The 19,272-nt window shown below is 67.9% G+C and carries 15 protein-coding genes; all 15 read left to right on the top strand.

What is annotated here, in order from left to right; translation table 11 throughout:
* Nucleotides 1-106 precede the first annotated feature (106 nt).
* A complete protein-coding gene (locus tag TFU_RS10210; RefSeq protein ID WP_011292496.1) occupies nt 107-499 on the top strand; it encodes a DUF948 domain-containing protein in 393 nt (130 codons plus the stop codon).
* Nucleotides 496-756, top strand: a complete 261-nt coding sequence (locus TFU_RS10205; RefSeq protein ID WP_011292495.1) for a DUF6167 family protein — start codon at nt 496-498, stop codon at nt 754-756. Before TFU_RS10210 ends, TFU_RS10205 begins: the two co-directional genes overlap by 4 nt.
* 1,918 nt (nt 757-2,674) lie before the next feature.
* Complete coding sequence (alaS, locus tag TFU_RS10200; RefSeq protein ID WP_011292493.1) at nt 2,675-5,344, top strand: alanine--tRNA ligase; 2,670 nt, start codon at nt 2,675-2,677, stop codon at nt 5,342-5,344.
* A gap of 85 nt (nt 5,345-5,429) precedes the next feature.
* A complete protein-coding gene (ruvX, locus tag TFU_RS10195) occupies nt 5,430-5,909 on the top strand; it encodes a Holliday junction resolvase RuvX (RefSeq protein WP_011292492.1) in 480 nt (159 codons plus the stop codon).
* A complete protein-coding gene (mltG, locus tag TFU_RS10190; protein WP_011292491.1) occupies nt 5,906-7,963 on the top strand; it encodes an endolytic transglycosylase MltG in 2,058 nt (685 codons plus the stop codon). The genes ruvX and mltG overlap by 4 nt, the downstream gene beginning before the upstream one ends.
* 64 nt (nt 7,964-8,027) lie before the next feature.
* On the top strand, nt 8,028-8,876 hold the full coding sequence (locus tag TFU_RS10185; protein ID WP_011292490.1) for a shikimate dehydrogenase: 849 nt from the start codon (nt 8,028-8,030) through the stop codon (nt 8,874-8,876).
* 340 nt (nt 8,877-9,216) lie between these two features.
* The gene (infC, locus tag TFU_RS10180; protein WP_081430426.1) at nt 9,217-9,792 is read left to right on the top strand and encodes a translation initiation factor IF-3; all 576 of its coding nucleotides are present in this window, start codon (nt 9,217-9,219) and stop codon (nt 9,790-9,792) included.
* A 177-nt stretch (nt 9,793-9,969) separates the two neighbouring features.
* Nucleotides 9,970-10,161, top strand: coding sequence for a 50S ribosomal protein L35 (rpmI, locus tag TFU_RS10175; protein WP_011292488.1), 192 nt, complete (start codon nt 9,970-9,972; stop codon nt 10,159-10,161).
* A 164-nt stretch (nt 10,162-10,325) separates the two neighbouring features.
* Nucleotides 10,326-10,703: a 50S ribosomal protein L20 gene (gene rplT, locus TFU_RS10170; RefSeq protein ID WP_011292487.1), complete on the top strand. Its 378-nt coding sequence runs from the start codon at nt 10,326-10,328 to the stop codon at nt 10,701-10,703.
* A gap of 17 nt (nt 10,704-10,720) precedes the next feature.
* Nucleotides 10,721-11,548 carry a TrmH family RNA methyltransferase gene (locus tag TFU_RS10165; protein ID WP_011292486.1) on the top strand — a complete coding sequence of 276 codons (828 nt, stop codon included), beginning with the start codon at nt 10,721-10,723 and terminating at the stop codon, nt 11,546-11,548.
* 415 nt (nt 11,549-11,963) lie between these two features.
* Nucleotides 11,964-13,040, top strand: coding sequence for a sensor histidine kinase (locus TFU_RS10160; protein WP_011292485.1), 1,077 nt, complete (start codon nt 11,964-11,966; stop codon nt 13,038-13,040).
* Nucleotides 13,041-13,161: 121 nt separating this feature from the next.
* On the top strand, nt 13,162-14,280 hold the full coding sequence (gene pheS / locus TFU_RS10155; RefSeq protein WP_011292484.1) for a phenylalanine--tRNA ligase subunit alpha: 1,119 nt from the start codon (nt 13,162-13,164) through the stop codon (nt 14,278-14,280).
* On the top strand, nt 14,280-16,775 hold the full coding sequence (pheT, locus tag TFU_RS10150; protein WP_011292483.1) for a phenylalanine--tRNA ligase subunit beta: 2,496 nt from the start codon (nt 14,280-14,282) through the stop codon (nt 16,773-16,775). Before pheS ends, pheT begins: the two co-directional genes overlap by 1 nt.
* 264 nt (nt 16,776-17,039) lie before the next feature.
* Nucleotides 17,040-17,540, top strand: coding sequence for a MarR family winged helix-turn-helix transcriptional regulator (locus TFU_RS10145; RefSeq protein WP_011292482.1), 501 nt, complete (start codon nt 17,040-17,042; stop codon nt 17,538-17,540).
* A gap of 172 nt (nt 17,541-17,712) precedes the next feature.
* Complete coding sequence (locus TFU_RS10140; RefSeq protein ID WP_011292481.1) at nt 17,713-19,155, top strand: NAD(P)/FAD-dependent oxidoreductase; 1,443 nt, start codon at nt 17,713-17,715, stop codon at nt 19,153-19,155.
* Nucleotides 19,156-19,272 lie beyond the last annotated feature (117 nt).

The following is a 19,272-nucleotide window of genomic DNA, read 5'->3' as shown; positions in this document are numbered from 1 at the left end:
GGCCGCACCCTTGGGGCTGTCAGGCCGCCGGTGGAAAGCCGTCTGTGCCGACCCGGAGTCGGTCTGGTCAATTGCCTCAATAATCCCAATCGTTAGCGGAGTCCGCATGCTCACCGGAGGAGAACTCGCGGCCCTGGTCGCGTCCATCGTCTGGGCCGTGGTGGCTGTGTTCCTGTGCGTGGCCCTGGTCAAGCTCACCCGGTTGCTGACCGAGGCAACCAGGGCGGTGTCGGAATTCCGGGAACGCACCGCACCGCTGCTCGACGACCTTGCCGCCACGGTCGAACGCGCTCACGGATCACTCGACCGGGTCGAGGAGATCACCGCGAATCTCGCCAGCAGCAGCGAGGACGTCTCCACGGTCACCGCGCTCACCCGTTCCGCGGTCACCGGGCCGCTCATCAAGGTCGCGTCGCTCTCTTACGGCATGCGCCGCGTGCTGGGGCGCCGCAAAACCCTGGCGTTGATCCGTACCCGCCGCAGAAAGGAACGCGTGTGATCCGCAGAACCGTGTATTTTGTGGCCGGAATCGTGGTCGGCGGCTATGTGATGTACCGTTTCGGCCGCAGTGCCCGACTCTGGAGTCCGGGTGGTATCGCCGACCGGGTGGAGAAGCGGATCGGTTCCTACCGGGAGGCACTGCGGGAATTCAACGAGGACGTGGCCGAGGCGGTGCGCGACTACGAGGAGGAGCTGCTCCGCCGCTACGCTCCCGACTTCCAGCGTCAGGAACTCCCCGAGGCGTCCCGTTACTGACCAGCGCTGGTGGGTGGGGCCCGCAGAATTCTGCGGGCCCCACACCGCCGGACCTGGCTGCGGGACCGCCGTCGTCTCCTTTCGTCTGGACAGCACCTCTCAGTCCCGTCGCGGGGAGGCTGCCCGCTCCCGCGGCCACGTCTCCTGTTCCGCTTGCGACCGGTAGGCGGCTTCCTAGGGCGGATTGTCCGGCAATAGTGGGGAACACCTGCCCGGACAGGGCCGCAGGCCACGGGAGGGAAATCCACGGACGAGAGTGCCCGGCTCTACGGTCGAAACCCCGGCAAGGGGTCACAGGGGGCACACAAAGAAGTCTTTTTGTCAAAAAGCTCTTCGTGAAGAGCCTTGACCCACGACGACCGTATGAAGAATTTGTTTCCGGCGACAACGTTCGGAAAGAAAGACGACGTTTTATGCAATCTTCTCCCGTGCAGCGGAAAGAAGATGGTTTCCTTTGTCGCGGAAAGCATTGAGGGGATGCCTGCCGGAGCGGCGATTCCTGCGATAGGGAGCGGCCCACGACCGGGTCGTCCTCGCGGGCGGGGGTGAGGCGGCCGGCGGAGTGCCGTCTGCTGCGAGCGCAGCCCCGACACCCTTGGAGAAGCAGCAGCGCCGGAACCGTGAAGAAGTCCATGGGACACCGCGGTAGGGCACGAGCAGCGCGTCGCGGGAAACGAAAGATCATCTTCGTGATCCGGCGCGGAAAGCCCTGGAGCGCGAGTGGTGTGCTGCTGTTTCGGGATTCGAAGGGCGGGGACGGGCATCCGGAGTATCGGCCGGCAACCGCGTCGGGGCGACAAACGAATAAAAAGTTTCACACCCGGCAATCCGCTCGAATGGCCGCCCACAGTGAAGGGGAGGGTCAGGGAACGGAACACTCCCAGCGGAGCGGCTGGTCCACGAGCAGCGCATCCCTCCCGAGTACGGTCTGCGATCCCGTCCAGCATGGTCTCGGCCGCCGCTTCTTCATCGCTACCGAAGAACAGGTGTGCTGCGTGCGAGGGCAACGGTCTGTCATAGGAAGCAGAAACGGTCATGGGAGCGGATCTGGCGCTACCACCGCATGGGCCGCGGGCTGCACCCGGCGGACACGGCGGTGGTGTTCGGCTGCCAGAACTGGGCGTAGCCACCTACGCAGCACAGCTCTACCCCGCCGGATACTTTCTTGGAAACTCCTCGCCGAAGCGGGCCTCCGCCCCACCCTGGTGCTGCTGGTGACCATGCCTTATAGGGGACGTCGTGCCTGCGCCGCTATCCGCAGGCTCTGGCCCGAGGCGGAGGCGGGCTGCGCGTCCGAACCGGTGGCCTTCCCGACTACCTGGCCGGTATCGGCAACGCCCGGCTGGTCATCGACTGCCACGCCCGCAGGTTTGCCGTTGCACCGCACGTGCCCGAGAACGTCCACACCGCCTACCAGGCGCTGGTCAACGCCGGGTCCACCAGCGGCTGACCCAACCCTGACGTTGTTTTTGCGGTGCACTGGCCCGGGGAAAACCCGGTTGTCCAGCAGTGATCCTCCGCGTGCCGAACCCGGGAAATACCGGTCTCATCCGCACCCGAGATCACAAGGGAGTCACTGCGCGACAGATACCGCTAAGATCCTGAACCGCCGTAATTCCCCGGTTTCGGGCGTGTCCTATTCTGCTGTGCATCACATCACCCAGCGAGTAGCCTGGGGCGGTGGACGGTGCGTGACCATGGTCTCCCTGGTGGGGAGAGCCGCCGGGGTACTGTACCGACCGCGTCAGTAGGGTGTCTCCGGTTTTCGGGGCCGCTGAGCCGGCGTGGAATGGGAAACGTCCACGTATCGTTCGCTCTACCATAGGCGCCTGATATCCGCTTACCTGCCAAACCTCGACCGGGCGCCTCACTCCACTCGACCGGTCGACTGGAGTCCTATTCACCAGGAGGGCATCACATGAAGTCGGCAGAGATCGCTCGCCGCTTCCTCGCATTCTTCGAGAAAAACGGACACACCGTGGTGCCCTCGGCAAGTCTTATCGCTGAGGACCCCACACTGCTGCTGGTCAACGCGGGCATGGTGCCGTTCAAGCCGTACTTCCTCGGCCAGCGGACTCCGCCCTACCCGCGCGCCACCAGCGTGCAAAAGTGTGTACGCACCATTGACATCGACGAAGTCGGCAAGACCACCCGTCACGCCTCCTTCTTCCAGATGCTGGGCAACTTCTCCTTCGGCGACTACTTCAAGGAGAAGGCCATCCCGCTCGCCTGGGAGCTGCTCACCACCTCGGTGGCCGACGGTGGCTTCGGCTTCGACCCGGAACGCCTGTGGGTCACCGTCTACCTGGACGACGACGAAGCCGCGACCATCTGGCGGGAGAAGGTAGGACTGCCCGAGGAGCGCATCCAGCGGCGCGGCAAAGCCGACAACTTCTGGTCGATGGGTGTGCCCGGACCGTGCGGACCCTGCTCGGAGATCTACTTCGACCGCGGCCCCGAATACGGCGCTGAAGGCGGCCCCGTAGCCGACGAGGACCGCTACCTCGAAGTGTGGAACCTCGTGTTCATGCAGTTCGAGCGGGGCGAGGGCAGCGGCAAGGAGGACTACCCGATCCTCGGGGAGCTGCCCAGCAAGAACATCGACACCGGCATGGGCCTGGAGCGCATGGCCGCCATCCTCCAGGGTGTCGACAACATCTACGAGACCGACACCCTCGGCCGGATCCTGCGCCGCGCTGCGGAGCTCACCGGCACCACCTACGGGGAGAACGAGCGCGCCGACGTGAGCCTGCGGGTCATCGCCGACCACGTGCGCACCGCCACCATGCTGGTCGCCGACGGGGTGCGGCCTGGAAACGAGAAGCGCGGCTACGTGCTGCGCCGTATCCTGCGTCGGTCGATCCGCAACCTGCGCCTGCTCTCCGGGGACGAGTCGTTCCACATGCACGACCTCACCGCGGTCGCGATCGACGCGATGGGCGACCAGTACCCCGAGCTGCGTGCCGACGCGGACAAGATCCACAGCATCATCGACGCGGAAGAGAAGAACTTCGCGGACACGCTGCGGGCCGGCACCACACTGTTCAACCGGGCGGTCCGGCGCACGAAGGAGACCGGCGGCACCGTGTTCTCCGGCGCCGACGCGTTCCAGCTGCACGACACCTACGGTTTCCCCATTGACCTGACGCTGGAGATGGCCGCCGAGCACGGCCTGAAGGTCGATGAAGAAACCTTCCACCAGCTCATGCAGCGCCAGCGGGAGACCGCCAAGCGCGACGCGCAGGCCAAGAAGCTCGGCAACGCCGATATCAGCGTCTACGGCAACCTGTTGGAGACCGGCGGCCCCACCGAGTTCCTCGGCTACACCGACTCGGAAAGCGAAGCCCGGGTGCTCGGCATCATCGTCAACGGCGAGTCCACCGGGGCGGCCCGCAAGGGCGACCAGGTGGAACTGGTGCTCGACCGCACCCCCTTCTACGCGGAAAGCGGTGGCCAGCTCGCTGACAAGGGCACGATCACCGTGGACGGCCGCGGCGTCGTCGACGTCGAGGACGTGCAGAAGCCCATCCAAGGCCTGTTTGTGCACCGCGGCACGGTCCGCGAGGGCGAAGTCGTCGTCGACGACACCGTGCACGCCGCGATTGACACGGGTCGGCGCGCCTCCGTGTCCCGCTCGCACTCGGCGACCCACCTCATCCACTCTGCGCTGCGGAACACCCTCGGCCCGTCCGCAGGCCAGGCAGGGTCGGAGAACCAGCCGGGACGGCTGCGCTTCGACTTCACCTCGGACAAACCGCTCGACGCTACGGAAATCGCCCAGGTCGAGGAGGAAGTCAACGAGGTACTCGCCCGCAACATCGAGGTCCAGTACCTGGAGACCACCCTTGACGAGGCGCTCCGGATGGGCGCGCTGGCCATGTTCGGGGAGAAGTACGGCAACCGGGTGCGCGTGGTCGACATGACCGAGTACTCCCGCGAGCTGTGCGGCGGCACCCACGTGGCGGCGACCGGGCAGCTCGGCCTGGTCAAGGTGCTCGGGGAATCCTCGGTCGGCTCCGGGGTGCGCCGCGTGGAAGCGCTGGTCGGCTTGGACGCGCTGCGCCGCGTCTCCACCGAGTCGGCGCTGGTGGGACAGCTTTCCGAGCAGCTCAAGGCGCCGCGCGAGGAACTGCCGCAGCGCATCGACAGCCTGGTCTCTCGGCTGCGCGCCGCGGAGAAGGAGATCGAGCGGCTGCGCGCCGCCCAAGTCCTCCAAGCCGCCGGAAAGCTGGCGGAAAGCGCCCGCGACCACGGCAACAGCCGCGTGGTGACCCACCGGGTTGAAGACGGCACCACCGCCGACGACATGCGCAAGCTCGCGTTGGACGTGCGCGGCCGGCTCGGTGAGGACCGGCCCGCGGTGGTGGCGATCGCCGGCGTGCCCAGCGACCGCCCCGTCGTGGTGGTGGCGATCAACAAGGAAGCCCAACAGGCGGGCTTGAAGGCGGGCGAGCTGGTCGGCGTGGCGGCCCGTGCACTCGGCGGTGGCGGCGGCGGCCGTCCGGACATCGCCCAGGGTGGCGGCAGCGACGTGACCGCCATCGACACGGCGCTGCGCCTCGTGGAACAGAGAGTGGCGGGGTCGTGAACAGAGGGCGGTGGCTGTCGCCCTGGCCACTGGCCACGGGAAGGCCAGGGGACGTGAGCGCCGGTGCCGTACGGGGAGTTCTCTGGTGAGAACAGGAGTGCGGCTCGCTGTCGACCCCGGAGCCGCCCGGATCGGGGTGGCCCGCAGCGATCCCGACGGGATTCTCGCTATCCCCGTGGAGACAATCCGCCGCGGACCGGGAGATCTCGACAGAATTGCCGCCCTTGTGCTTGAGTACGAAGCTCGGGAAGTCATCGTTGGCTATCCGGCGTCACTGTCCGGAGCCGAGGGGCGTGCCGCCCGCGCGGCGCGCGCGTTCGCCAAAGCGCTTGCGCGCAGGCTCGCCCCGGTTCCGGTGCGACTAGTCGACGAACGGCTGACCACGGTGACCGCGGAGCTCCACCTGCGCACGGGCGCTTCATACCGCAAACGCGGGGCCCGTGGCGGCAGAGCCCGCCGATCGGTCATTGACCAGGCGGCAGCCACTGTCCTTCTCCAGAACGCCCTCGACACCGAGCGGCGTACCAAGCTGCCTCCCGGTGAACTCGTCGAGGGGACGCCATGAACGGCAACGACCACTATGACGACCGCCCGCGCCGCGCACGCCGGCCCGACCCGTTGACGGACCCCTGGCCGCCGCCACGGGATACCGACGCGGCCCCTACCGGGGCGAGGGCCGCCGACTATGAGGGACGCGGATACCGGGACGAGTACGGGGTAGGGCACCGGCGCGGCACGGAGGTCCCCCGACAGGACGGCTTCGCATGGCAGCCCTCCTCCGCCACGCAGACCACCGCTCCCACCGGGGGAGCGGAACCGCTGGACGGGACGGAACGCCCCCGCGGACGGCGGAGACGGCCGGGGCCCGCGGACACCGGCTCCTTCCCGTTCCCGGTGTCGGAAGCCGAAGCCTTGCGTGAGCAGCCGCGCGGACGGCGCCGTAGACCCGAGAGCGACGAATCCGCCCGCTGGGCCCCCGAGTCGGACCCGCTATTCGACGGCAGGGGGGCACAGCCCGCAGGGCCGCGGTCGGCAGAACGCTACGACCAGCCGCCCGACCCTTTGACGGCTTCGGCGTATGCGGGGCGCCGCGCCAGGTCCGCCCACCCCGCGGAATACCCGCAAGGGCGGGGCACCACCCCGCTCCGCGACGAGCAGCGGCCCGGTACAGCGTGGTCGGATGATCCGCTGTGGTCCCCTGCCGACCCCGGCAGCCGCAGAGAAAACGACGACATCCTGGACGGCCGCACCCGACGGCGGCAGCCGAGCGCCGACGAGGACCGGGACATCCCCAGACGAGGCCGCCGAGCCCGTCCTCCCGCTTTTGACGAAGCGGACAGCGCCCCGCCGCGGGGACGCCGCTCCCGTACCGTCTCCCCGCAGACCGGGGAGACACCGACCGCCACGGCGAGCCTAAAGACACGCGAGACCGATCTCGACGACGAAGACTCTGACGCACTCCCGTTCCCGTTCACCGAGGACGAAGACGACGAGGCCCCGCCCCGGCGCTCCCGCAGGGGCCGCCACAGCGGCCGACGGGCTGCCGGTCGCCGAGCCAAGAGCAGACGGCAGCGGAAGAAGAGCAAAGTCGCACTCGCCAGCGCCCTGATCGTGCTGAGCCTGTTCCTGGTGTCCGCCGGGACAGGCGGCTACCTGCTCCTGCGTACCTACATCATTCCTCCGGACTATTCCGGGGAAGGCAACGGCGAAGTCGACATCGTCATCGAGGAAGGCGACTCCGGAACCGTGATCGCGGAGAAGCTGCACCAGGCCGGGGTGATCGCGAGCGTGCGCGCGTTCACCAACGAAATCCGCTTCTCCGACATCAACTTCGTGCCCGGCACTTACCGGATGCGGCTGGGGATGAGCGCGGAGGCGGCGGTCGCCCTGCTGCTCGACCCGGAGAGCCGTATCGCGCTGAACGTGACTATTCCGGAAGGACTGCGCGCCGAGCAGATCCTGGACCGGCTGGCTGAGCAGACCGGAATCCCCCGGGAAGAGTTCCAGGAGGCCTACGAGGACCACGAGTCGCTGGACTTGCCCGAATACGCCACTCAAGGGCCGGAAGGGTACCTCTTCCCCGAGACCTACGAGTTCGACCGCAGCGCCTCTGCGACTGAGATCCTCCAGCAGATGGTGGCGCAGTACCGGAAGGTCGCTGCCGAGATCGACCTGGAGAACCGGGCAGCAGAGGCAGGATTCGACCCGAACGAGATCATGGCGATCGCCGCGATCGTGCAGGCCGAGTCCGGAAAGATCGAGGACATGGGGAAGGTCGCCCGGGTCATCTACAACCGCCTGGACGACGGCATGTACCTCAAGATGGACAGCACCTGCTTCTACGCCCTCGGCGAGTACGGCATCGCGATCAACCGGGACCAGCAGGACCGGTGCCGCAACGACGAGACCGGATACGACACCTACTTCCACGAAGGACTCCCGGTCGGCCCTATTGTCAGCCCTGGTAAAGATGCCATCGAAGCTGCGCTCGCCCCGGAGGAGGGGCCCTGGCTGTTCTTCGTGACCACCGACCCGGAGAACGGGGTCACGAAATTCACGGACAGCGAAGCCGAGTTCTGGGAACTGGTCAACGAGTTCAACCAGAGCCAGAGCGGCTGAGCTGCGTCTCCCATGCCAGGCTGGAGCAGAGCAAGCCGACGGTTTCCCCCGGAGGAGGACATTCGTGAAGCGAGCGGCCGTCCTCGGTTCGCCGATCTCCCATTCCCTCTCGCCGGTGCTGCACACGGCGGGCTATACCGCGCTCGGTATCGCGGACCAGTGGCATTACGGCCGTTACGAATGCGACGAGCACGGTCTCGCCGCGTTCCTTGACCAGTGCGACGAGTCCTGGGCGGGCCTCTCGTTGACCATGCCGCTCAAAAAGGTCGCGCTGACCCTCGCAGATGAGGTGGAGGACACGGCCGCAGCGGTCGGGGGCGCGAACACCATCATCTTCGACAAGGGGCGGCGGCACGCCTACAACACCGACGTCACGGGGATTACCGAGGCGCTGCGTGAGGCGGGCATCCACCGGCTTGACACGGTCACCATCCTGGGGGCGGGGGCGACCGCCGCGTCCGCACTCGCTGCTGTGCGCCGGCTCGGCGCTACCGAACCCGGCGCGGTCACCGTGCTGGCCCGTGACCTTTCCCGGACCCGGGACCTCGCGGCTGCGGCGGAGCGGATGGGCGCCCAGGTGAAGTTCGCGCTGCTCACCGAGATCGACCAGCACGTGCATGCGGATCTGGTGGTGTCGACGCTTCCCGCGGGGGCAGCCGACCAGTGGGCGGAGCCGGTGGCCGCGGCGAAGACCCCGGTGTTCGACGTCGTCTACGCCCCGTGGCCTACCGTGCTGGGGAGCGCAGCCGCCGCAGCGGGAGCGGTGGTGGTTGGGGGGTTCCCCATGCTGCTGCACCAGGCGGTGGCCCAGTTGACCCTGATGACGGGGTACGAGGCCCCGGTTGAAGCGATGCGTGCTGCCGGCGAAGCAGAGTTGGCGCGCCGGGCAGCGCGGAATAATCTGGACACGTGAGTGTTGTCACTCGTGGGGAGTCCCGAGAGCGGTGACATCCGGTGCCAAGGAACGTCCTTAACGGTCCGGTTTCTTGGTAGAGTAGGCAACGACCTGATCCGGTGCAGGTACGCGCGCCGGACCGCAAGCGGAGGAAGAACCTCCCACCTGTAGTGCCTGCGGGTGCCACGGGTTCTGGTAGTAGCCACAGGGCGAGCGGAAAGCCGTGCGGCGTTCCGTCCCTGTGGTGGTTCGACCCCGCTTGCATTAGCTGGCGGGGTTTTCGTTGTTCCGGCATATGCCGCTCTGGAGACCCCCGCAAGGTAAGCGAAAACCCGACGAAACATGAGGGAGGGGTCCCATCAGCGCAGAGCCCCGCATTAACGACCGTATCCGGGTGCCCGAGGTCCGTCTCGTCGGCCCCAATGGGGAACAGGTCGGTATCGTTCCCGTGGCTGACGCCCTGCGTCTGGCGCAGGAGGCCGATCTCGATCTTGTGGAGGTCGCGCCGACCGCGCGCCCGCCGGTCGCCAAGCTGATGGACTACGGCAAGTTCAAGTACGAGTCCGCGGTCAAGGCCCGGGAAGCGCGCAAGAACCAGTCGAGCACGGTCATCAAGGAGATCAAACTCCGTCCGAAGATCGACCAGCACGACTATGAGACCAAGAAGGGTCACGTCGAGCGGTTCCTCCGGAGCGGGGACAAGGTCAAGGTGACCATCATGTTCCGCGGTCGTGAACAGTCCCGACCGGAGCTGGGGTACCGTCTCCTGCGGCGACTGGCTGAAGACGTCCAGGAACTGGGTCAGGTCGAATCCCAGGCCAAACAGGACGGCCGCAACATGGTCATGGTCCTCGGTCCGCACAAGCGGCGCGGCGACCAGAAGGCCGAGGCGCGCGCTGCGCAAGGCGGAAAAGGGCGCGGTAAGCGCGGTTAACGCCGAGAAGAATTTCGGTCGAGGCGGCTGAGGACATCCGCCCGACGTATGAAGGACAAGCGCGGTCGCGCGGCCCTGTCCGGGTCGCGCACCCCGCTTTCTTCATGCGCCGGGTGGGAGTTACGCCGCCCTGGATGGGCGGCACACCAATCGGAAGCGAAAAGGAGCGACGGCGGCATGCCGAAAAACAAATCCCACAGTGGGGCTAGTAGGCGTTTCCGGGTTACCGGCACCGGCAAGATCATGCGTCGCCGTACCAACAAGAACCACCTGCTGGAGCACAAGCCGAGCAAACGCACCCGGCGCCTGAGCGTGGACGTGCGGGTGTCTCCGGCCGACGCCAGGAAGATCAGGAAGCTGCTCGGCTGACCCGAACCCCGCAGTTCTAGGGACGCGGTCGTCGGCGGTTCCGCGCCCCGCCGCGCAGCCGTGTGCGGCGGAGACCGCACCGGGCCAGGAATCTCCGCCGAACTTCCTGGTGACTATCGCCGGACGGTGCGTCCGGAACGTCTGTCTCAATCGAGGAGTCACAAGTGGCACGCGTCAAGCGGTCTCTCAACGCAAAGAAGAAGCGCCGGGTCGTTCTCTCGCAGGCCAAGGGGTACCGTGGCCAGCGGTCCCGCCTCTACCGCAAGGCCAAGGAGCAGATGCTCCACTCGATGACGTACGCCTACCGGGACCGCAAGGACCGCAAAGGCCAGTTCCGTCGTCTGTGGATCCAGCGCATCAACGCGGCCTCTCGCGCGCACGGTCTGACCTACAACCGTTTCATGCAGGGGCTCAAAGCAGCCGGCATCGAGGTGGACCGCCGTATGCTCGCTGAGCTCGCGGTCAACGACGCCGCCGCTTTTGCCGCGCTGGTCGAGACCGCCAAGAAGGCTATCCCCGCGCCGAGCGAGTCCGCGGCCTAGCGACGGTGTAATCGACAATGGCGAGCCACGAGTTCACAAGCATTCGGTCTCCCAGAATCAAGGGAGCTCGTCGGCTCGCCAAACGTGCTTTCCGACAGCGCGAACGGCGTTTCCTCGCCGAAGGCCCCCAGGCTGTCCGGGAAGCGCTCGACCTGCCTGACGTGGTGCACGAACTGTATGCGACCGCCGAGGCGATGCAGCGCCACACCGCTCTCATCCGCACCGCCGAACAGGCAGGTATCCCCGTCCACCGGGTCACTTTGGACGTGATGGGGGAGCTGGCGCAGACAGTGACCCCGCAAGGGCTGCTGGCGGTCTGTTCTTTTGTCGACGTTCCCCTGTCCGCGGTGGACCGGCCGCGACTGGTCGTGGTTCTGTCGCACGTCCGCGACCCGGGGAACGCGGGCACTGTGCTCCGCAGTGCGGACGCCGCGGGGGCGGACGCCGTCATTTTCACTGACGCCTCCGTGGACCCGTACAACGGGAAGTGTGTGCGGGCTTCAGCCGGCAGTCTCTTTCACCTCCCGGTCGTGGTGGGCGTGCGGATCGAAGAGGTCACCGGTTTCCTCCGGGACGCCGGGCTCACCCTGCTTGCCGCGGACGGTCAAGGGAAACGCACTCTCGATGAGGCCGCTGATGCAGGCATGCTCACCGGTCCGGTGGCGTGGATCTTCGGCAATGAGGCATGGGGACTGCCGCAGGAAACCCTTGCGCTCGCCGACGAGACGGTCAGTGTCCCCATCTACGGCCGCGCTGAGAGCCTCAACCTCGCTACTGCCGCGGCGGTCTGCCTCTACGCCACTGCCCGGGAACAGCGCCGCACCCGCCTTTCCCCCTCGTCTTGACGCACTACCGGGGATCGCCGCCTGGCCGGCCCCGTTATGCGTCTCACGCGTGGCAATCCCAGATACGGGTAGCACACCTGCGCGGCCTGCCATCTATGCGCTGAGCTGTTCCGGAGCGGCCGTACCCCGGTGGATGACCTGATCTGGACCGTTGGCGCGGGAAGCGGAGGCTTGCCCGGTTCCCTAGGGGTACCGCTACGCTCCTCGTCTCGGAGCCCCGCGGTCCGGCGACACCCCCGCCCCCGTGCCTGCGGTACGTCAGGAGGCGTGCCGCGCGCGTAGCCGCCGCGACCAGCGGGTAACGACCTTTCCGGGAGCGGTGTCCCGGGGAGCGTCGGACACTGGCGGTGCATAACCAGGACTGTGCCGCTAGAGCAAGCGGCAGGAACGTGTGCAGAGGGCTTGGGAGGCGGTCGTGAGTAGCGGCCAGGCGACAGTCAGTGACCATGGTGGGTGTGCGGCTCTGCTGTCGGCCGAGGACCTTCCCGACGGGCTGGTGGTCGCAGACGACCAAGGCCGGGTGATCACCTTCAACCGCATGGCAGCCCGTCTCACCGGGGTGCCAGCAGACCACGCCCTCGGCAAAGACTTCCGCGATGTACTCCCGCTCCACGACCCTGAAGGCCGCGACTGGTGGAAGTGCACCGACCCCTACGGGGGGCTGCGGATCCGCGTCCGCCAGCCGGAGCGGCGACTCCTGATGCCTGACGGCCGCGAACTCATGGTGGCCGCCCGCTACGTCCGGGACACACCCTGCGGGGAGGTGGTCCGGCTCGTGGTGACCCTGCGCGACGCTTCGTCCCGGGCCACTTCGGAGCGGTCCAGCGCCAACCTGGTGTCCATGGTCGCCCACGAGCTGCGCTCCCCGCTGACCAGCGTCAAAGGTTTCATCGCCACGATGCTGGCCAAGTGGCACCGGCTCACCGACACGCAGAAGATCTTCATGTTAGAGACGGTGAACGCCGACGCGGACCGGGTCACACGGCTCATCACTGAACTGCTCGACGTCTCCCGGATCCAGTCCGGCCGGATGGAAGTGCGCCGGCAACTGGTCGACCTCGGTGAACGGGTCCGCCGCATCATCGCCGGGCGTGTCGCGGCAGGCGAGCCGGAGGACCGTTTCCGGCTGGATGTCCGCGGTCCACTGCCCGAAATGTGGCTGGACGTCGACAAGATCGATCAGATCATCACTAACTTGGTGGAAAACGGGCTGCGGCACGGCGCTGGTACTGTCACGATAGTGATCGAGCCGTACAAGGGAGGAGCAGCCGTGTCGGTGCGCGACGAAGGCGAGGGCATCCAGCCCGAAGCTGTCCCGCGCGTCTTCCGCCAGTTCTGGCGCGGCAAACGCCGCGGAGGCACCGGCCTGGGGCTGTTCATCGTCAAGGGCCTGGTCGAGGCCCACGGCGGCACGATCACGGTCGGCCGTGCGCCCAGTGGCGGCGCCGAGTTCCGATTTACCGTGCCCGCCGGCACTCCCGAGTTCGTGTAACGGACTCGACGGCGGCGGGCTTCGCGAGCACTTCCCCGTTGGTTTGTGTCCACCCGCCGCACGGCGGTGGGCCGCGATATTCCGTCCCGCCCACGTCGCGGGATTGCGAGGCAACCACCCTATGTCTGCACCCAATCACTCCTACGACCCGGTCGAGGTGACGCCGCTTCACCCGGACGAGGTCGCACGCATGCGCGATGAAGCGCTCGAGGCTATCGCCAAGGCTTCCACACTGGAAGAACTCAAAAAAGTCCGGATCGCCCACGCCGGGGACCGCTCCCCGCTGGCCTTAGCGAACCGGGAGATCGGCGCCCTGCCGCCCGCGGCGCGGGCTGATGCGGGCCGGCGGGTGGGCGGTGCCCGGCGCGAGGTCAACGAGGCGCTCAAAGCGCGCCAGGCGCAGTTGGAAGAGGAGCACGAGGCGCGTGTCCTCGTCGAGGAGACGGTTGACGTCACCCTGCCCTACGACCGGATTCCCCGCGGGGCCCGGCACCCGCTGACCACGATCGCCGAGCGGATGGCGGACATCTTCGTCGGCATGGGCTTCGAGATCGCTGAGGGGCCGGAGGTCGAAGCCGAGTGGTACAACTTCGACGCCCTCAACTTCCTGCCCGACCATCCGGCCCGGACGATGCAGGACACTTTCTTCATCGCCGGCCCGGACGGTGAAGAGTCCGGCATGGTGCTGCGTACGCACACGTCGCCCGTGCAGGTGCGCGCACTGCTGGACCGCGAGCTGCCCGTCTACGTGGTCGTCCCCGGCCGCACTTTCCGCACCGACGAACTCGACGCCACCCACAGCCCGGTCTTCCACCAGTTGGAAGGACTCGTGGTGGACGAGGGGATCACGCTGGCGCACCTGCGCGGCGCCATCCAGTTGTTCGTGGAGCGGATGTTCGGCGAAGGGCTGCGCACCCGCATGCGCCCGTCGTACTTCCCGTTCACCGAGCCTTCCGCCGAAGTGGACATGGAGTGCTTCGTGTGCCGGGGTGCCTCCGTGGGCAACCCCGAGGCCCCCTGCCGGACCTGCTCCTCGGAAGGGTGGATCGAAATCGGCGGCTGCGGCGTGGTCAACCCGCGGGTGCTGGTCGCCGCTGGAGTGGACACCGAGCGGTACAGCGGCTGGGCTTTCGGCCTGGGCATTGAGCGGACGCTGATGTTCGCCCACGGGGTTAAGGACATGCACGACATGGTCGAAGGTGACGTCCGGTTCACCGCGGCCTTCGGGATGGAGATGTGATGCGGGTTCCCGTTTCCTGGCTGCGCGAATACGTCGCACTGCCTGCCGAGGCCACCGCGCGCGAGCTGGCCGACAAACTGATCAGCCTGGGCCTGGAAGTCGAGACTGTCGAGGAGGTCGGCGCTGACATCAGCGGCCCCATCGTGGTGGGCCGGGTGCTGACCATCGAAGAGCTCACCGGGTTCAAAAAGCCCATCCGGTTCTGCACCGTGGACGTGGGCGACGCCAACGGTACGGGGGAACCGCAGGGCATCATCTGCGGTGCCCGCAACTTCGCCGAAGGCGACCTGGTCGTGGTGTCGCTGCCCGGCGCGGTCCTGCCCGGCGGTTTCGCGATCTCGGCCCGGAAAACCTACGGCCGCATGTCGGAGGGCATGATCTGCTCGGCGAGCGAACTGGGCCTGTGGGAGGACCACGAGGGCATCATCGTGCTGCCTGAAGGGTTCGCCGAGCCCGGCACGAAGGCCGACGACCTGCTGGGGTTGCGTGAGTCGGTGCTGGACATCGCGGTCACCCCGGACCGGGGCTATGCGCTGTCCTTGCGCGGTATCGCCCGGGAAGTGGCCGCTGCCTACGGTGTGGAGTTCACTGACCCGGCGGTCCGCCCGCTGCCGTCCGCTGCCGAGGGCGGCTATCCCGCGAGTGTCGCCGACCCGGCGATCTGCTCCCGCTACGTGCTGCGCGGTGTCACCGGATTCGACCCGGCCGCGCCCACACCGCTGTGGATGCGCCGCCGACTCCACCTGTGCGGGGTGCGTTCCATCTCGCTGGCCGTGGACATCACCAACTATGTGATGCTGGAGTTGGGGCAGCCGTTGCACGCCTGGGACCGCTCCACCCTGCGCGGTCCGATCGAGGTCCGCCTCGCCCGGCCCGGCGAGAAGCTGGAGACCCTCGACCACGTGGTGCGCGCCCTGGACCCCGACGACATCCTCATCACTGACGAGTCGGGGCCGATCAACATCGCGGGTGTCATGGGCGGTCTCAGCACCGAGATCCGGGAGACGTCCACGGACATCCTCATTGAGGCGGCGCACTTCGACGCCGCGCATATCGCCCGCACCTCCCGCCGCCACCAGTTGTCGTCGGAGTCGTCCCGCCGTTTCGAGCGTGGGGTGGACACCGACATCCAGCTCGCCGCGGCGACCCGCGCAGTGGAGCTGCTCGCGGAACTCGGCGGGGCGACGATCGAGGACGGGATCACCCACATCGACCACACGGTTCCCCGGGAACCCATCGTGGTCCGGGCGGGGCACGCAGGCCGGGTCGCGGGCGTGGACTACCCCGTGGAGACCGAGATCGCCCGGCTCCGCCAGGTCGGCTGCGAGGTTGTCCAGGAAGGCGACACGCTCAAGGTCACGCCGCCGAGCTGGCGTCCCGACCTCACCGACCCGAACGACCTGGCCGAAGAGGTCATCCGCAACGAGGGCTACGAGAACATCCCGGCCCTCCTGCCGCAGGCTCCTCCGGGGCGCGGACTGACCCGCGGGCAGCGGCTGCGGCGTGCCGTGGGACGGACGCTCGCCGACCGGGGATTCTTCGAGGTTCTGAACTATCCCTTCGTGGGGGTGCGCGACTTCGACCGGCTGCGTCTGGACGAGGATGACGCGCGGCGGACCGCGGTGCGACTCGCCAATCCGCTCAACGACGACGAGCCGCTGCTGCGCACCACCCTGCTGCCCGGCCTTTTCAAGGCCCTGGTGCGCAACGTGGGGCGCGGCTTCACCGACATTGCGCTGTTCGAAATGGGGCTGGTCTACCACCCCAAGCCGGACGCGCCCGCCAAGGCTCCGATCCTGCCGGTTGACCGGGCGCCCACCGCTGAGGAGCGCGCCACCCTGGAGGCCGCGCTGCCGGAGCAGCCGCGCCACATCGGTGCGGTGCTGGCGGGACAGCGGCTGCGCTCCGGCTGGTGGGGCGGTGGTGAGCCTGCCACGTGGGCCGATGCCATCCACACCGCGAAGGAAGCGGCAAGCGTGGCCGGGGTGGAGCTCATCGTCCGCGCCGCCCAGTACGCCCCCTGGCATCCGGGACGCTGCGCTGCGCTGTACGTGGCCGACGGCGACCGCGAGGTGCTCGTGGGGCACGCCGGAGAGCTGCACCCGCGGGTGATCAAGGCCTACGGCCTGCCTTCGCGGACCTCGGCGCTGGAGATCGACTGGGACCGGATCGAGGCAGCGGCGGCAGCCGCCACCGCGCCGCAGATCTCCACCTACCCGGTGGCAACCCAGGACGTCGCCCTTGTGGTGGACGCGTCCGTGCCCGCGGCCGAGGTGGAGGCGGCACTGCGGGAAGGCGCAGGTGAACTGCTGGAAAGCGTCCGGCTGTTCGACGTCTACACCGGGGATCAGGTCGGTGAGGGCCGCAAGTCGCTCGCGTATGCGTTGCGGTTGCGGGCCCACGACCGCACTTTGACCGTGGAGGAGACCAACCGGATCAAGGATGCTGCCGTGGCAGCGGCCGCGGAACGTACCGGGGCAGTGCTGCGCGGCTGACCGGTTCCAAGCCGTGAGGTGGCGAGGAGTGTGGGGGATCGCCCGACCGGGCGACCCCCACTCGTGCGGAGCATCGTGCGTCAGCCGCAGGGCGTGGCTCGCCGTCTGGGAAACCCGGGGCGGCGGCCTGCCCGCGAGTGCCGCCGCGGCCGCCGTCATCCCAGGACAATGGGGAAAAGATCACCTATCACCATTAGTTATCTAAGAAGATATTTGTGGCGTAGGATGAAATGAGCCGCCCGGGACGGCCGTGAGGGGATGCGCATGGGGACGAAAGCTGGCACCGACACCGAGCAGATCACCGACGAAGACCTGATCACCTGTTGGGGGCTGTTCCACGAAGCGCTCTCGGAGACCACCCCGCTGCTCCTCCAAGGAATCGCCCCGTGCGGGAAAGACATGTCCGGCCCCTGGTTCGAAGTGCTGCTCCGGTTGCAGCGCTCCCCGCACCACCGCCTTCCCATGAGCCAGCTCGCCCGGGAAGTCTCCCTGAGCAGCGGCGGGTTCACCAAACTTGCCGACCGGCTTGAACGCAACGGGTACCTGGTCCGCCAGGCCTGCGCTCTGGACCGCCGCGTCACCTATGCCACGCTCACCAAAAAAGGGCTGGACCTCGCGGAACAGGCCAGGACCAAGCACGTTGCCCTCCTTCGCGAGTATGTGCTGGCCCCCCTCGGGGAGCGCGGCGTGCGCGCCCTAGCCGAACAGGCGCGCAAACTGCGGGACAACTCGCGTCACGCCCGCGAGGAGCTGGGGAAGGGCTGAGACTGCTGTGGGCTGCCCGGGAGCGGCCCGGGGGCAAGAGCTGACCTTTGGCTACAATTCCCCTTCTTCGGGACAACCGCCCCCCTGGGACCCGGGGCGGAGGTGACACGACAACCGACGCCGGGGACGGGGCAGGCGTCATGCGGGAGCGTTCGGGAAGGCAGACATACCCATGAGACTGATCGCCAGCGCAGCCGAGATGCGTGCCATCCCCCGTTCGAAGGAGTTCCGCAACGGTGCGGTGTCCTTCTGGTACCGCGAACTGGGGCTTCCGAAACGGCGTGCCGCCCTGCCCGGTGACGCCGACTACGACGTCTGCATCGTCGGTGCCGGATACACCGGGCTGTGGACCGCCTACTACCTCAAGAAAGAGCAGCCCGACCTGCGCATCGCGATCCTCGAGCGGGAATTCGCGGGCTTCGGCGCCTCCGGGCGGAACGGCGGCTGGCTGTCCGCGGAGTTCGCTGGCTCCCGGGAGCGCTACGCCAAAGAGCACGGCAAAGGGGCGGTGATCGCCCTGCAGCGCGCCATGATGGCTACGGTCGACGAAGTCATCACGGTCGCCAAGGACGAAGGCATCGACGCCGACATCGTCAAGGGCGGCATGCGCATCGTCGCCACCAACCACGCACAGAAGGCCCGCCTGCTCCAGGAGATCGCCTACCTGCAGGAGTGGGGCTACTGGCCGGAGGACTACTACCTCTTGGAGCCCGACTACGAGCCGATGCTGCGGGTCGACGGGGCAGTGGCGGAAGCGTTCAGCCCGCACGCCGCGCGCATCCACCCCGCCAAGCTGGTCCGCGGCCTGGCCGCCGTGGTGGAGAACCTCGGCGTGGACATCTTCGAAGGCACCGCCGTCACGGAACTGCGGCCGCGCAAGGACGCGCAGCGGCCAGCCGCGGTCGCCGAACAGGGCACGGTACGGGCCGACTATGTCATCCGCGCCACGGAGGGGTTCACCGCGGAGATTGCCGGCTACCGGCGCCAGTGGCTGCCCATGAACTCCTCGATGATCGTGACCGAGCCGCTCAGCCCGGAGGTGTGGAAGCGCATCGGCTGGGAGGGGCACGAAGTGCTCGGGGACGCCGCCCACGCCTACATCTACGCGCAGCGCACCGCGGACGGCCGTATCGCGATCGGGGGGCGCGGGGTCCCCTACCGGTTCGGGTCCGGCCACGACACCAACGGCGCGACCCAGCCGCAGGCGATCGCGGAACTGTGGCGGGCGCTGGCTCGGCTGTTCCCGGCGGCGAGCGAGGCCCCGGTGGTCCACGCTTGGTCCGGGGTCTTGGGCGTGCCGCGGGACTGGTGCCCCAGCGTGTACCTGGACCGCACCAGCGGACTGGGCTGGGCCGGGGGATACGTCGGCAGCGGGGTTGCCACCTCCAACCTGGCGGGGCGCACGCTGCGCGATCTCGTCCTGGAGCGGAACACGGACCTGACGCGGCTGCCGTGGGTGGGCCACCGGGCACGCGACTGGGAGCCGGAGCCGCTGCGCTGGATCGGCACCCACCTCGTCTACGGCCTCTACCGCGGCGCTGACCGCCGTGAGGCATCCCGCACGCTTGAGACGTCCACGCTGGCCGAGCTGGCCACCAAGCTCGCCGGACGCTGACCTCCGGTGGTTGGGCGGGGCACCCGCCCAACCACCGAGCCAAGCCTATACACTAGGTTGCATAATTTTTCAGTCGAGTGCATGATGGTGCACGTCGCACCCTGCTCAGAGGGAGAG

Source organism: Thermobifida fusca YX (assembly GCF_000012405.1).
Taxonomy (GTDB): domain Bacteria; phylum Actinomycetota; class Actinomycetes; order Streptosporangiales; family Streptosporangiaceae; genus Thermobifida; species Thermobifida fusca.
Note: the sequence above shows the minus strand (reverse complement) of the source record. Positions and strands in the feature narration are given on the sequence as shown.

Bases quoted from the DNA above. Each gene is read 5' to 3' on its own strand.
- TFU_RS10210 (WP_011292496.1), top strand. From the start codon at position 107: ATGCTCACCGGAGGAGAACTCGCGGCCCTGGTCGCGTCCATCGTCTGG.
- alaS (WP_011292493.1), top strand. From the start codon at position 2,675: ATGAAGTCGGCAGAGATCGCTCGCCGCTTCCTCGCATTCTTCGAGAAA.
- mltG (WP_011292491.1), top strand. From the start codon at position 5,906: ATGAACGGCAACGACCACTATGACGACCGCCCGCGCCGCGCACGCCGG.
- rpmI (WP_011292488.1), top strand. From the start codon at position 9,970: ATGCCGAAAAACAAATCCCACAGTGGGGCTAGTAGGCGTTTCCGGGTT.
- TFU_RS10165 (WP_011292486.1), top strand. From the start codon at position 10,721: ATGGCGAGCCACGAGTTCACAAGCATTCGGTCTCCCAGAATCAAGGGA.
- pheS (WP_011292484.1), top strand. From the start codon at position 13,162: ATGTCTGCACCCAATCACTCCTACGACCCGGTCGAGGTGACGCCGCTT.
- pheT (WP_011292483.1), top strand. From the start codon at position 14,280: ATGCGGGTTCCCGTTTCCTGGCTGCGCGAATACGTCGCACTGCCTGCC.
- TFU_RS10145 (WP_011292482.1), top strand. From the start codon at position 17,040: ATGGGGACGAAAGCTGGCACCGACACCGAGCAGATCACCGACGAAGAC.
- TFU_RS10140 (WP_011292481.1), top strand. From the start codon at position 17,713: ATGAGACTGATCGCCAGCGCAGCCGAGATGCGTGCCATCCCCCGTTCG.